Source organism: Hydrogenophaga sp. 2FB (assembly GCF_005503365.1).
In the GTDB taxonomy this organism is placed as follows: domain Bacteria; phylum Pseudomonadota; class Gammaproteobacteria; order Burkholderiales; family Burkholderiaceae_C; genus Hydrogenophaga.
The window spans coordinates 176,948-190,295 of record NZ_SCML01000003.1; the positions used below are offsets into that span (position 1 = coordinate 176,948).

Genomic DNA, 13,348 nt, shown 5'->3' on the forward strand with positions numbered 1-13,348 from the left:
GTGGCCTCGGTGGTTCAGACTTCTCAGGTCGTCTCGGTGCCGGCCACTTGCCGGAAGACGTTGGCACCCAGGGCGGTGCCGTGCACGGCCAGGTGAGCGCCCAGTTGAATGGCCTGCAGCAGTTCGGCCGACGCGAGCCCTTGCGACAGCGCCGTCTTCACGATGTGTCGCACCGCGCCGGGGTTGAAGGCCGTGAAGCAGGCGTGCAATGCGAGCTGGACCAGACTGCGCTCGGCGGGGCTCAGTCCGGCACCGGGACGCCCTTGTTCGATGAAGTCGAGCAGCACATCGGTATAGCCAGGGTCCAGCCGCGCCATGGCGCGCAGGTCGAGCGCGTGTTGGGCGCCGAGCGGGTCGATGCGCGCCTGGCGCTTCTCGTCGATGGGGGTCGCATCGGAACCGCCGGTCAGCTCGGCGAGGATGTCGGTGGCCTGGCACACGCTGGCGACGCCCTGAACCGCCACGAGGTGCAGCACATCGAAGATGTCGCCCTGCGTCGCGCCGACGTCGAGGGCGCGCTTCATGTGGGTTTGAAGACCGGACTCGAAGAGATGCGACGACGAGGCATCGAGCGCCACGTAGATCAGTTCCACCATGCGCTCGGTCAGGGGACCCGTGCGCGCGGGATGGCCGGCATAGCGCGCGTACTGTTCCACGAACGAGGGGCAGGCCTGCAGCATGGTCTCGGCCCAGGGCCGCCAGTAGCCGCGCTGCGCCATGAAATAGGCCTTGATCTGCGCGCGCGCCGCTTCGGTGGTGCCGGGTGGGGTGCTCATCGCAGGCCTCGGCACACCAGGGTTTGCCCCGTCAGGTACTGGGCGGCGGGTCCGCTCACGAACCGCAGCAGCGGGTGCAAGGTTCGAGGGTCCAGCCCCTGCGGCACTTCCAGCGCGTTGATGCGCAGCGCGCGGCTGCCCCATTCGCACGCGAGCGTCGCAACCAGCATGCGTGCCGCGGCGCCGTCGCCCGCGTCCTGCCAATGGCCGTCCCGGTCGGGCCGCAGCAGCAAGGTCAGGCTCGCTTGTTGTGCATGGCGCGCGGCAAAGCGGATGGCGGCCTCGTGCACCGCCTGCAAGCGGCCGCCGTCGCGGTGCAGCGGCGAAATGTCCAGGCAGGCAGGGTAGTGGGGTTCTGTCGACGTGGTGGGCGCCACGGGCTGCCAGTGCGCGCTGTCGTCGCCCGCCACCTCGAGCCGCGTCGGCAAGTCCGAGGGCAGCGTCTCGAGCGTGGCTGGCGCAAAGGCCTGGCTGCCGCCGTAAATCGACGAGCCGCCGTTCACCGCCAGGATTTCTCCGCTGAGCGGCGCCGCGCCGGTGCTCCCCAGAAAGAAAAGCGCCTGCGCCATTTCTTCTGGCGCGGCCATGCGGCCGAGCGGGATCTTGGCCACGGCGCGTTCGGGCGGAATGCGCCCGGCCTCGATCAGCCCGGCGACCAGTTCCGTGCGCACAAAGCCCGGGCAGAGAACCACCGCGCACCAGTCCGGCCGTGCCCGCGCCAGGGCGCGGGTCTGCGCGATCAACCCGGCCTTGCTCGGGCTGTACGCGCCGCGCCAGGGGATGGCGTGCAGGCCCGCGCCCGACGACACGTTCACGATGCGCGCGCCCGGCTTGAGCAGCGGTGCGCACGCATCGACCACGGCCGCGGGCGCGGCCAGGTTGAGCGCGAGCAGGCGGCCCATCTGCGCCGGGTCCTGCTCCACCAGCGGTGTGTTGGAGGCGTCGGACATGCCGGCGTTGTTGAGGATGGCATCCAGCGCCGGTGTGCCTTCGCGCAGCGAGGCGATCTGGTGCGCGTCGGTGAGGTCGATGGTGCGCAGCACGTGCGCGGCCGAGGTGGGCGTCGGCAGGCTGTGGCCCACCTCGCGCAAGGCCTTCTCGTTGTGATCGACCAGCACGCATTGCCAGCCCGCGCGGGCAAACAGGCGCGCGGTGTCGCGCCCGATGCCGGACGCGGCACCCGTGATCAGAACCGTCTGCATGTCTTCGTGCGTCAGTTCTTGATGTCGTAGGTCTGGATCATGTCGCGCATGAGGCCAAAACCATCGTCGATCACCTTCGTGAACTCGGCGCTGCTCGCGGGGTAATTCATGATGCCGTACTCGTTGGCCACGAAGTCCTTGAACTTCTGACCCGACACCACTTTGTGGATGGCCGCTTCCAGCGTCTTTCTCACGTCGTCGGGCAGGCCCTTGGAAGCTGCGATGCCGAGCTTGCCGGTGATGCCGACGTCGTAGCCCTGCTCCTTGAGCGTGGGCACGTTCGGGAACCACGGCAGCCGGGAATCGCTGGCCGAAGCAATGACTTTCATCTTGCCGGCCTTGACCAGCTCGGCGTACTCCGACGGGCCTTGCAGGGCCACATCGATCTGCTTGCCCAGCGCGGCCATGACCGATTCCGCCGAGGACTTGTAGGTGACCTGGTCGAACTTGCCACCGGTCATCTTCTGCATTTTCAGGAACGGGAAGTTGTTGGGCGCGCCCGTCACGCCGAAGAACACGCCCTTGGCGGTCTTCGACTGGTTGACCAGGTCCTTGGCGTTGTTGATCGGCGAGTCCGCGGCGGCCACGATGCCGTAGCTGAATTCGGCCAGGCCGCCCAGCAAGGTGAAGTCCTCGCGCTTGTAGGGCACGTTCATGAGCTGCGAAGTGAAGGTGACCGTGCTGTAGGAGTACAGACCAATCGTGTAGCCGTCGGGTTTGGCGCGCTGCAGGTTGCGCAGCTGCAGCGTGCCCGCGGCGCCCGGCTGGTTCATCACCACCACGGTCTGTTTGAGTTCGGTCGAGAGCAGGTTGGCGAACTCCCGCGCGATGCCGTCCGATGAGCCGCCCGCGCCGTAAGGTGCGGTGAGTTGAATGGTGCGGTCCGGGTAGGCCGCCTGGGCCAGGCTCGCCGTGAGGGCCATGGCGCACACCAGCGCCTGCGTTGCTTGCTTGAAGTTCATCTCGTGTGTCTCCGTTGAATGTCGATCAGATGTTGGTCAGCGTGATGCCGCCATCCACCGTGAGGGCTTGCGCCGTGATGAAGCCGGCGTCGTCGCCAGCGAGAAAGCAGATGCTGCGGGCGATGTCTTCCACCGTGCCTAGGCGGCCCAGGGGGGTGCGCGCAATGCGGTTGGCGTCGCGCTCGGCGTCGCGGTTGCGCTGCGTGCCTTCGGTGGGCACGGCCGAGGGGCACACGGCGTTCACGCGGATGTTGCGCGCGCCGAGCTCGGCGGCCGCCGCGCGGGTCACGCCCAGGATGGCCGCCTTGATGCCGGAGTACACGACCGAGTTGGCGGCCGAGCGCAGCGCCGCCACCGAGGCCACGTTCACGATCGATCCACCGCGCACGGGGTCCATCACCGCCACGGCTTCCTGCAGGCTCCAGATGACGGACTTGAAGCCGACGTCGAGCATGCGGTCGATGGTCTCGGGCGCGATGTCGGGGATGGCCTGGTAGCGCACCCAGGCGGCGTTGTTGACCAGAATGTCAAAGCGCCCGCCGAGTTCGAACGAGCGCCGGATCGCATCGCGAATGCCTTCGCGGCTGGCGATGTTCTGCACGATGGAAAAGGCTTTGCCACCGTGCGCCGTGATCTCGTGCACCACGGGGGTGACGAGTTCTTCCTTGAGGTCGTTCACGCACACGGTGGCGCCACGCGCCGCCATTTGCAAGGCGGTTTCCTTGCCGATGCCGGCGCCGGCGCCGGTGATGAGGGCCACGCGGCCGAGCAGATCCTGGTTCATTGCTTTTCCTGGGGGTGTCACACGGACTGGATGAAGTCGAGGCCGTTCTGCTGGGCGAGGGCGCCCGAGCCGAAGGCCGCGTCGAACTTGCGCACTTCGCGCAGCGCATAGTGCAGGGGCAGCTCCCAGGTGAAGCCCATGCCGCCGTGCAGGTGGATGGCCTTTTCCAGGACGAAGGCCGCGTTGGCCAGGGTGTTGGCCAGCACCGGCCGGGTGCGGCGCACGCTGCCGTATTCGTCGGTGGAGAGCACGCGTTCGATGCCGGCGTTGGACGCTTCCTGCAACAGGCGCATGCGGGCCAGCAGGTGGCGCACCGCCTGTTTGGCCGAGAGCGGACGGCCGAACTGCACGCGCGTGGCCATGTAGTCGGCCGTGGTGGTCAAGGCGCCTTCGGCCGCGCCGTTGGCCCAGCCGGCGATCAGGATGTGGCTGTCGCGCTGCAAGGTGGCGAAGGCGTCGGCGTCGAGCGTGGCCCGCACCTTGGCGTTGTCGAGCACCAGCCACGATTGGGGGTGCTCCGGGTCTAGCGCGAGATCGTTCTGGATCTCGACCGAGGCCAGGTCCACCAACGCAGCACCGCCTTCGCCGTCGGCCACCAGTACCCAGTCGCAGTGGGATGCGTGGCGGGCGTGGCCCGCGAACCCGTCCTTCAGACTGCCTTGCAGCGCCCAGGTGGCCACGCGCGCACCGCTCACGAGCTCGGCGGCCAGCGGCGAGCCGCCGAGCGCCTGCGCGACCAGAATGGTTTCGAGCAAGGGCCATTGCAGGCGCAGCTTGCCCGCCTCGGCCACGATGGGCAGGGCGAATTCGATGCCCAGCGCCAGGCCGCCCGCGTCTTCGGCGGCGCACACGCCACACAGGCCGGCATTGGCGAGCACCTGGCCGGCTTCGCGCAAGCTGTGCGTCTGCGCATCGGCGATGGCCGCAGCCGCCGCCTGGCCAAACTCTTCGGGCTTGAGATCGTTGTCTGACGTGCTCATCTCAGAGGTCCTTCGGCAAATTCATGATGCGTTGCGCGATGATGTCCAGCTGCACCTCGGTGGTGCCGGCGTAGATGGTTTCGGCGCGCGCGTACAGGTAGGCGGTGGAGAAATGTTTCTTCGCGCGTTGCGCCAGCGCGCTGGAACGTGGCGTCACGTGCGACACGAGCGACAGCGCCAGGCCCATGAAGGCCTGGTGGCACTCCGACCAATAGAGTTTCGTGAGCGAGCCGCGGGCACCGATGCTCTTGCCCGCCATCAGCTGCTCCACCGTGCGCCCCACCAGCCCCTTGAGTGCGTCGATCTCGCCCACCACGTCGCCGATGCGGCGCTGGGTGTGGCCGTCGTCGAGCAGCTTCGCGAGTTGCGGGTCGGACTTGCATGCGGCGATGAGCTGGCGCAGCTCGCAGTCGAAGCGCCAGGCGCGGTACATGCGGTTGGTCGCGCGTTCGATCGACAACACGCGGATGGCGGCGTTCCAGCCCTCGTCCGGCTCGCCCAGGCGCGCGCTGTCGGGCACCACCACGTTGTCGAAGAAGACCTCGGCGAACGAGTCCTTGCCGTCGATGGACTTGATGGGCACCACGCGGATGCCGGGCGTGTTCATGGGCACGGCGAACATCAGCATGCCGCGGTGCTTGTCGGCCACCGTGCCGGTGCGCGTGAGCAGCAGGCAGTATTGCGCCTTGGCCGCGCCGCTGGTCCAGATCTTCTGGCCATTGATGCGCCAGCTGTCGCCTTCCGGCGTGGCCTTGGTGCGCAGGCGCGCGAGGTCCGAGCCCGCGTCGGGCTCGGAGAAGCCCTGGCACCAGTAGTCCTGGATGGCGAGGATGCGCGGCAGGAACAGCTGCTTCTGTTCTTCCGTGCCCACGGTCTGGATGATGGGGCCGGCCAGCTCCTTGCCGATCGAGCTCACGCTCTCGGGCATGGCCAGCGCGCCCACTTCCTTGTTCACCGCGAGGTGCTCGCGCAGCGTCAGGCCCAGGCCGCCATAGGCCTTGGGCCAGGTCATGCCGGCCAGGCCCGCGTCGTACATCGACGCTTCCCAGTCGCGGCACTCGTTCAGCGTGGGCGTGCGGTAGTCGAGGCTGTCCGCGCGCATGTGCGCGGGCAGGTGGGTGCGCAGCCACTGGCGCGCATAGTCGCGGTAGACCGACGGGCCTGCCGCAGGGTCCGGAATGGCCGGGTTTTTTTCCATGTGCATGTGAGGCCTCAATGTGCAGAGGGGTGGCCAGCCGTCGGGACCATGAGCGCGTCGAGCACGAGCACGCCCTGGCCCTCGGGCTTGACGAGGATGGGGTTCATGTCGATCTCGGCGACATCGGCGGCGTGGCGGCACGCGAACTCGGAGAGCTGCGCCACCGTGCGGGCGGCGGCCACCACGTCGGCCTTGGCCTGGCCGCGCGCGCCATCGAGCAGCGGGAACAGCTTGAGGCTGCGGATCATGCGCAGGGCCTCGTCTTCGGAGACGGGGGCCACCTGCACCGCGACGTCCTTGAGGATCTCGGCGTAGATGCCGCCCATGCCCACCATCACGACCGGGCCGAACACCGGGTCGCGCGAGACACCGGCGATCAGTTCCACACCGCCGCGCACCATGGGCGCGACCAGCACGCCGTCCAGGCGCGCCTGCGGTGCGTGCTGCTTCGCGTTGGCCATCAGTCGATCGAACGCTTCGCGCACCGCGCCGTCGTCCTGCAGGTTCAGCGCCACGCCACCGATTTCGGTCTTGTGCGCGATGTCTTCCGACGCGATCTTGAGCACCACCGGGTAACCCGTGGCCTGCGCGCTGCGCACGGCGTCGTCGGCCGAGGTCACCACTGCTTCGCGCGGCACCGAAATGCCGGCAGCGGCCAGCGCCTGCTTGGCGTGGAACTCGTTGCGGAACACGGCGGGGTCCACACGGTCGACGGGGCCGCCGTAGGCCGGGGCCGTCGGCAGCGCGGTGAGCTGGCCGAGGGTGACCAGGCCTTTGAGACCACTGGCCGCCGCGGGAATGCTCGGGAACACCGGAATGCCCAGCGCGTTGATCTCGGCCACTGCATCGGCCGGTCCCTGGCTGATGAGGACCATCAGGCGGTCGGGGTGGCTCTGGCGGATCTTCGACAGCGCCTCCAGGTACACGCCACGCAGGCGCGGGTTGTACAGCGAGAGCGCCAGCAGCAGCACCAGCGTGCTGCCGTTGGAATCGCTCTGCAGCGCGGTCAGCATCTTCAACAGGATGTCCGGCCGGGCCGACATCTGGGCCGAGGCGTCCACCGGGTTGTTGGTGCCGGCGTTGGGCACGGCTTCGCGGATCAGCTGCTTCGTGCTGTCGTCGAGTTGCGGCAGGGTCAGGCCTTCTTCCACCATCGCGTCGGCCATCATGATGCCGAAGCCCCCCGAGGCGGCGACCAGCGTGACGGCGTCGTGGGCAGGCAGGCGCCCGGTGCCCAGCAGGGCGGCGGCGTGGCCCACGTTCAGCAGGTCTTCGAACGAGCGCACGCGCAGCACGCCGTAGCGGCGGAAGACGGCGTCGAACACCGCGTCCGAACCGGTGAGCGCGCCGGTGTGCGAGGCGGCGGCGGCCTGGCCTTGTTCGGTGGAGCCGATCTTGAGCGCGATGACCGGCTTGTGGTGCTGGCGCGCGAGGTCCAGCGCGGTGATCAGCCGAGCCGCATCGCGGCAGGTTTCCATGCAGCACAGGATGATGCGCGTGTCGGGGTCTTGCGCCAGCGAGGCGATGCCATCGGCCACGTCCACGTCGGCTTCGTTGCCGGTGGCGATGAAGCGGCTCACACCCAGCCCGCGCTGGGCCATGTTGCTCATGGTGAAGCTGCCGATGTTGCCCGACTGCGAGACGATGCCCACTTGCCCCACGGGCGGCATGTTCTGTTCCAGCGCGATGGAGAACGAGCCGACCAGCTTGTCCACCACGTTCACAGCGCCCAGGCAGTTCGGGCCCAGCAGGCGCATGCCGTGGCTGCGCGCCACGCGGACCATCTCGGCCTGCACGGCCGCGCCTTCGGGGCCGGCTTCGGCGAACCCGGCCGAAAGCACGATCGCGCCGCGCACACCGCGCGTGGCGCAGTCGCGCACGGCCTGCAGCGTGGCTTCCATCGGCACGGCCAGGATGGCGAGGTCCGGCGCCGTGGGCGTGTCGAGGATCGAGGCGTAGGCCAGCAGGCCCTGGATGGTGCCGCCCTTGGGGTTGATCGGATAGATCGCGCCAGCGTAGCCATACTTGCGCAGCAGCTGCACCGGCCGCCCGCCGATCTTGGTGATGTCGTCGGAGGCGCCGATCACGGCCACGCCCGTGGCGTTGAAGAACGCGTCGAGCCCGGCGCCCGGGGCTGCTTGAACCTGGGTCAACATGTTGTGCTCACCGTCCCTTGAACACCGGGGCGCGCTTTTCCAGGAAGGCGGTGCGCGCTTCGCGGGCGTCTTCGGTCTTCGACAGGGCCACGGTGAACTCCTGCTCGAAGCGGTAGGCATCGCGCTGGGGCATCAGGTCCACCATGTTGGCGGCGCGCTTGGCATAGGCCACCGCCAGCGGCGCCTTGGACGCGATTTCGCGCGCCAGCGCCATCGTCACGGGCAGCAGGTCGGCTTCCGACAGCACGTCCTCGATCACGTTGCGCTTGAGCAGGTCGTGCGCCGTCAGGCGCTGGCCGGTGAAGAACATGCGGCGCAGCGTGGAGCGGCCGAACAAGGTCTTCAACATGGAGGCGCCACCGGCCAGGCCGACGTTGATCTCGGGCATGCCGACGGTGACGTTCTCGGAGGCGTAGAGGATGTCGCACGCCGCCGCCAGGCCGAAGCCCGCGCCCAGCGCCACGCCATTGACCGCGGCGATCACGGGCTTGGAGCACTCGCGGATCGAGTTGCCGGTTTCGCGCGTGATGCGGTTGTGGTCCAGGAAGTCGCCGGCGATCTCGCTGCTGGGGCGGTCCTTCAGGTCGGCGCCGGCGCAGAACACGCCGTTGGCGCCGGTCAGCACGGCGCAACGGATGTCCTCGCGCTCGGAAATTTCGTCGAAGGTGGCGACCAGCTGGCGGCGCATCTCCCGGTTCAGGGCATTGACCGGCTTGCGGTCCATGGTGACCAGGCCCACGCCGTCGGAGACGTCCAGACGAACCCATTTTTCGCTCATACACCACCTCGATAAGAAGTCCGCTTGCCGCGGCGCAGATCACAAAAGGACAGCACACTGCGAAGGCCAATGGCCCCGTTCGATCTGGAGAAATAAGGGTGTTTTGTCTCCAGGCGATGGGGTGGAATTCCGCCAATCTTTTCAGTGCCTGCACGGTCCGATCGAGTATAGAAGTCGGGTCTTTATTTGATTTCCATTCAATCCGGGATTGTGTTCTGCAGAAACTGAAGGAATCGCCGACGGAGAGGCTGTGTCATAGAGGAGTGGGGCGCCGATAATGACGCTGAAAAAGGGGTTTCCAATGAATTGGAAAATCGCCTTTGTTGCAATTCAATAGCCATTTACTGATTGAAATGAATGGCTTCGAATTTAATCAATGGATCGAGGCAATGGAAATCAAACGGCTGGGTGAATTGAAGACCGAATTGGGTGAGTGCCCGGTGTGGCATGGCGGACGGTTGTGGCTGCTGGACTGTCGCGCGGGCGTGGTCTATGCGCTGAACCCGGAGACGGGCGCGGTCACCTCGCGCCACGAGGTGCCGCCGCCGCTGGGTTCGTTCGCGTTCAACCACGATGGCCGCATCGTGCTGGCGCTGAAAGAGGCGATCGCCGCGCTGGACCTGGCCAACGGGCACTTGCGCACCCTCGCGCGCCTGGACGTGAGCCACCCGGACCTGCGCTTCAACGACGGCATCTCGCTGCCCGACGGGAGCTTTGTCGTCGGCACCATGCACGTGTTCCGCGAGCCCGACGAGCCGCCGCTGGGTGGCCTGTACCGGCTCGGCACCGACCTGCAACTGCGCAAACTGGACGAGGGCCTGGGCATCACCAACGGGCCCGGTGTGAGCCCGGTCAGCGGGCGCTTCTGCGTGGCCGACAGCGCCAGCAAGACCGTCTATTCCTATGCCTTGGGGAGCGACGGAACGCTGGCCGACAAGCAGGTGTTCGTGCAGACCGATGCCGAGGGCTCCGGGCCGGATGGCTGCTGCTTCGACAGCGAGGGCGGTTTGTGGACCGCCCTGGTGCGCGCGGGCGCGCTGGCCCGCTACGACCTGCAGGGCCGGCTCACGCACAGGATTGCGTTGCCGCTCACCCACCCGAGTGCGCTGTGTTTTGGTGGCCCGTCGATGGCCGATCTGTTCGTCACGTCGATCAGCAACAGCGGCCGCCTGAGCGCCTCGGGGCCGCTGGATGGCGCGGTGCTCAAGGTGACCGGCTTGGGCTTTCAGGGTGCGGCGCGGCCTCTGTGCCGCATGCCTCTCTAGTTACGCGCTCGGCTCGGCGGCAAGTCCGGTGGCTTTGCTGTGGGCGGAGAACCGCCGTTCGGGGCCCGCCACGTGCTCGGCGACGAAGTCCATGAACAGGCGGATCTTGGCCGGGACGATGGCCGTGTCCAGGATGGTGGCGTACATGCCTTCGTCGAATCCCTTGTTGCTGATGCGGTAGTCCGGCAGCACCCGCACCAGCCGGTCCTGGCGCAGGTCGTTGTGCACCGTGTAGTCGTCGAGCAGCGCAAAGCCTTCGCCCATGCGCGCCAGCTCCAGCAGGGCAATGCCGTTGTTGCTGATGTGGCGGGGCTTGAAGGTGATCTCGCTGACGTGCTCCTGCTGCTTGAAGCGCCAGAGGTACTCGTCACCCGGCAGCTGATAACCGAGGCAGTCGTGCTCCAGGATGTCCTCGGGCTTCTGCAGCGGCGGCCGGGTGGCGAGGTAAGCCGGCGACGCCACCAGGTAGCGCTCGCTCACGAACAGCATGCGGCGTTTGATGCCTGCCTCCACCGGCGGGGAGATGCGGAAGTCGATGTCGATCTGGTTGCGCCGCAGGTCCACCGGGGCTTCGGACACGGTCAACTCGATGTGGATGTCGGGGTAGCGCTTGCGGAAGTCGGCGATCAGCGGTGGCAACACGCGCAGGCCGAACATGGTGCGCGAGTGCACGTGCAGCCGCCCTTGCGGCGCGGTGCTGATGGCGGTGATGTTGTCGCGCAGCTCGTTGATGCGCCACAAAATGTCTTCCAGCTGGCGCGCGTATTCCTGGCCCGATTCGGTCAGCGCCACCTGGCGCGTCGAGCGCAGCAGCAGCTTGACCTTCAGCTCGTTTTCGATGTCGGTGATCATGCGCGAGACGGCGGTGGCCGAGATGCCGAAACGGCGTGCCGTCTCGGAGAAATTCCGCGTGTGAGCGATCGACGAAAACAGTTCCATGGCGCGCAATCTGTCCATGAGTCCTCCAATTTACGCAGTACAGATCGGCTGATTCCGAGATACCGAATGCCGGGTGTCGCGCCTAGTATCCGTTGGCCCGTGCAGGGCAGCTTTTCGACGGAGACACGACATGGAATTTGGCGTATTCATTCTGGCCCAGCAACGAGGCTACCACCAGACTTCGCAGCAGGTCATCCAGAACTCGATCGAGCAGACCGTGGTGGCCGAGCAGGCCGGCTTCAACAGCGCGTGGTACGCCGAGCACCACTTCAACAACTACTCGCTCTCGCCCTCGCCGCTGATGATGGTGGCGCACATGGCGGCCAAGACGCAGCGCATCCGCCTGGGCACGGCGGTGTGCATTCTGCCGCTGTACCACCCCGCGCGTTTCCTGGCCGAGGTGGGCTTTGCCGACACCGTCTCCAACGGCCGCCTGGACCTGGGCGTGGGCTCGGGCTACCAGGAGTTCGAGTTCGAGCGCTTTGGCGTGAAGATCGCCGACGCGCCCGCGATCTACAACGAGTTCCTCGACATCCTTCCCAAGGGGCTGACGCAGAAGATCGTGGAGTACGACGGACAATTCCTCAAGCTGCCCCCGAGTTCGATTGCCGTGCGCCCGGTGCAAAGCCCGATGCCGCCCATCTGGATCACCTCGGGCAACCCGGTGGCCCTGGGCCGCGGCGTGCGCGAAGGGCACAACCTGTTCGTCACCGCCTTGCTCAACGGCAACGCGGCGATCAGCGAGTTGCGCGCCCGCCTGGACAAGGTGGCCAGCGACAACGGCAAGGACCTCGACGAGGACGTGAAGTTCGGCTTCCTGCGCTGCGCGTACGCCTCGGACAACCAGGCCGAGATCGATGCGTACCTCGACTGCGCGCGTTTCCAGCGGCGCATCTCGGAGAGCCTGAAGTTCCGCCGTGCGCAATCGGACGACGGCTACATGGTCAAGGAAGTGCCGTCGGCGACGGACCCGACCTTCGAGCAACTGCGCCAGAACCTGCCGGTGGGTTCGGTGAACCAGGTGATCGACAAGATGCTCGAAGAGATCAGCATCCTGAAACCGAAGCACATCGCGCTGCAGACGCAACTGGGCGACTTCGACCAGAAGACCATGCTCAGGCAGATCGAACTGTGGGGCGAAAAAATCATCCCCGCGATCCAGAAGGAGCTGCGCCGCCACACGAAAACTTCGGAGGTTGCCGCCTGATTTCACCGCACCTCCCCTTTTGATTTTTGACCCTTTGCTTCCCATAGAAACAGGAGACCTGCATGAACAACTTCCCAATCCAACGCCGCACCGTGCTGATGAGCAGCCTTTTGCTCGGCGCGGGTATCAAGGCCCAGGCCAATACCGGTGACTGGCCTTCGCGCCCGATCCGCCTGGTGGTGGCCGGCTCGGCCGGTGCGGGCGGTGACATCTTTGCCCGCCTGATCGGCACGCCCCTGCAGAAAGTGTTGGGGCAACCGGTGGTGGTCGAACCCAAACCCGGCGCGAACGGACTGATCGCATGCGACACCGTGGCCAAGGCCGCGGGCGATGGCTACACGCTGCTGTTCGCGCCCTCGTCGGCGATCCTGATCAACCCGGTGATGATCGCCAAGATGCCGTACAACACGGAGAAGGACCTGACGCCGGTTGCCCAGGTCGGCGCGGCCGGCATCCTGCTGGTGGCCAATCCGTCCACTGGCTTCAAGAACCTGGCCGACATGGTGGCCTACGCCAAGGCCAACCCCGGCAAGCTCTCGTACGGTTCGTGGGGCAACGGGTCTTCGGGCCACCTGGCCATGGAAGGCATCAAGGCCCACTACGGTCTGGACATGCCGCACGTGGCCTACAAGACGCTCGTGTCCGAAGCGACCGACATCATCTCCAACAACATCGGCGTGGGCTTCATGGACATCGCTTCGCCCATTCCGCACATGCGCGACGGCCGCATGGTGGGACTGGGCCAGACGGGCTCGCAGCGCTGGCCCGCGACGCAAGACCTGCCGACGCTGGCCGAACAGGGCTACAAGTTCGAGGCCGATGGCTGGTACGGCATCTTTGCGCCGTCGGGCACGCCGCAGGCCATCGTCGACCGGCTCGCCGAGGAGATCAACCGCGTGCAGCTGTCCGACGAAGTGCGCAAGCGCATCGAAGGCCAGAACATGGTGGTGCCGCCCAAGCGCACGGCCAAGCAGTACGCGGACGAGATCAAGAAGGATGCCAAGATCTGGCAGGGCCTGGCCATCGCGGCCAACCTGAAGGAAAAGTAAACACACCCAGCCTGCGCCAGGCTGTGAACCCCGGGACGGTGATGCCTCTGTG

The 13,348-nt window shown here is 66.8% G+C and carries 12 protein-coding genes; 3 read left to right on the forward strand and 9 right to left on the reverse strand.

Annotation, left to right across the window (positions count from 1 at the left end; translation table 11 throughout):
* Positions 1–23: 23 nt before the first annotated feature.
* Genes FFS09_RS03085 through FFS09_RS03120 form a run of 8 tightly spaced genes read right to left on the reverse strand, consistent with a single transcriptional unit; the run spans position 24 to position 8,836 of the window.
* A complete protein-coding gene (locus FFS09_RS03085; RefSeq protein ID WP_137917394.1) occupies positions 24–776 on the reverse strand; it encodes a carboxymuconolactone decarboxylase family protein in 753 nt (250 codons plus the stop codon).
* Positions 773–1,978, reverse strand: coding sequence for an SDR family oxidoreductase (locus FFS09_RS03090; RefSeq protein ID WP_137917395.1), 1,206 nt, complete (start codon positions 1,976–1,978; stop codon positions 773–775). Before FFS09_RS03090 ends, FFS09_RS03085 begins: the two co-directional genes overlap by 4 nt.
* Positions 1,979–1,989: 11 nt before the next feature.
* Positions 1,990–2,940 (reverse strand): tripartite tricarboxylate transporter substrate binding protein, encoded by a 951-nt coding sequence (locus tag FFS09_RS03095; protein ID WP_137917396.1) that lies wholly within the window; start codon positions 2,938–2,940, stop codon positions 1,990–1,992.
* Between the two features lie 25 nt (positions 2,941–2,965).
* Complete coding sequence (locus FFS09_RS03100) at positions 2,966–3,724, reverse strand: SDR family NAD(P)-dependent oxidoreductase (protein WP_137917397.1); 759 nt, start codon at positions 3,722–3,724, stop codon at positions 2,966–2,968.
* 17 nt (positions 3,725–3,741) lie between these two features.
* Positions 3,742–4,704, reverse strand: a complete 963-nt coding sequence (locus FFS09_RS03105) for an acyl-CoA dehydrogenase family protein (protein ID WP_137917398.1) — start codon at positions 4,702–4,704, stop codon at positions 3,742–3,744.
* A 1-nt stretch (position 4,705) separates the two neighbouring features.
* A complete protein-coding gene (locus tag FFS09_RS03110) occupies positions 4,706–5,908 on the reverse strand; it encodes an acyl-CoA dehydrogenase family protein (protein WP_137917399.1) in 1,203 nt (400 codons plus the stop codon).
* Between the two features lie 8 nt (positions 5,909–5,916).
* Entirely contained in the window at positions 5,917–8,058 is a 2,142-nt protein-coding gene (locus FFS09_RS03115; RefSeq protein WP_137917400.1) for an acetate--CoA ligase family protein, read from the reverse strand.
* A gap of 7 nt (positions 8,059–8,065) precedes the next feature.
* Positions 8,066–8,836 carry an enoyl-CoA hydratase/isomerase family protein gene (locus tag FFS09_RS03120; RefSeq protein ID WP_137917401.1) on the reverse strand — a complete coding sequence of 257 codons (771 nt, stop codon included), beginning with the start codon at positions 8,834–8,836 and terminating at the stop codon, positions 8,066–8,068.
* 389 nt (positions 8,837–9,225) lie between these two features.
* Here FFS09_RS03120 and FFS09_RS03125 point away from each other — a divergent pair, with 389 nt between their 5' ends.
* Positions 9,226–10,101, forward strand: a complete 876-nt coding sequence (locus FFS09_RS03125; RefSeq protein WP_137917402.1) for an SMP-30/gluconolactonase/LRE family protein — start codon at positions 9,226–9,228, stop codon at positions 10,099–10,101.
* Here the strand turns inward: FFS09_RS03125 and FFS09_RS03130 are convergent, their stop codons facing one another.
* On the reverse strand, positions 10,102–11,058 hold the full coding sequence (locus FFS09_RS03130) for a LysR family transcriptional regulator (protein ID WP_137917403.1): 957 nt from the start codon (positions 11,056–11,058) through the stop codon (positions 10,102–10,104).
* 112 nt (positions 11,059–11,170) lie between these two features.
* Here FFS09_RS03130 and FFS09_RS03135 point away from each other — a divergent pair, with 112 nt between their 5' ends.
* Entirely contained in the window at positions 11,171–12,247 is a 1,077-nt protein-coding gene (locus FFS09_RS03135; RefSeq protein ID WP_137917404.1) for an LLM class flavin-dependent oxidoreductase, read from the forward strand.
* A gap of 62 nt (positions 12,248–12,309) precedes the next feature.
* Positions 12,310–13,296, forward strand: coding sequence for a Bug family tripartite tricarboxylate transporter substrate binding protein (locus tag FFS09_RS03140; RefSeq protein ID WP_137917405.1), 987 nt, complete (start codon positions 12,310–12,312; stop codon positions 13,294–13,296).
* The last annotated feature ends 52 nt before the right edge of the window (positions 13,297–13,348 follow it).